Origin of the sequence: Candidatus Frankia nodulisporulans (assembly GCF_902806475.1) — a bacterium.
In the GTDB taxonomy this organism is placed as follows: Bacteria; Actinomycetota; Actinomycetes; order Frankiales; family Frankiaceae; genus Frankia; species Frankia umida.
Map to the genome: position 1 here is coordinate 1 of NZ_CADCWS010000527.1, position 694 is coordinate 694.

Genomic DNA, 694 nt, shown 5'->3' on the forward strand with positions numbered 1-694 from the left:
CTAACCCACGATCAAAGCGCTACCTGACCAGTTACGCCTCAAGATATCCCGCATTCGTGACTTTCTTGTCACGAGTGACCAGGGTACGCGCCTCCAGCAGCCTCGCGAAGGTACTTGTTGATCCGGTCCTCTCACCGTAGGCAGAAAGCTGCCTGTGATCGAGGTCTTCGATCGAAACTCCGGGGGCCGGCATCCCGTCGAAATGAGCCTGACCCCTGTCGTACTCGAGTTCCTGCCGAGCAGAAAATCCAAGCCTGCGCGACTCGTCACCGATCCGGAGGTAGCAGTCACCGTTCTTCAGTTCATGCACACGCTCGCTGGGATCGACTCGTACGACAAGCAGCGTGTCGAGCTGTCCATCCTCGTTCTGGCAGGTCACCTGCTCGAAGCGCGCCCGCACCGGAGGGACGGTGAAGTCGATCGGCACCTGCCGAAACTCGTTGATCTTCCTCGCGTGGGAGCGGAGACCCTGCACGTTTCCCGAGTGCAAACCGACGATCAAGGTGCCGCCCTCGGCGTTCGCAAAGGCGACAATCGGAACAGCGAGATCCTTCGATGCGACCTGGGAGGATTTCCGCTCGAACCACTGATCTTCGGGAAGTGCGAGGAGCGCCGGCCCCACCTCGTCACTCGGCGCCGCCAGGGCAGCATCGACCTCGTTGGCAGTCACACCTCGAGGCTTATGCAGAACTCG

General features: G+C 60.7%; 1 protein-coding gene. It reads right to left on the reverse strand.

The genetic code is table 11. From position 1 onward, the window contains the following. Positions 1–31: 31 nt before the first annotated feature. Positions 32–694, reverse strand: a 663-nt coding sequence (locus G6R24_RS21255) for an AlbA family DNA-binding domain-containing protein (protein WP_225438901.1), incomplete at its 5' end; no start/stop codon positions are given.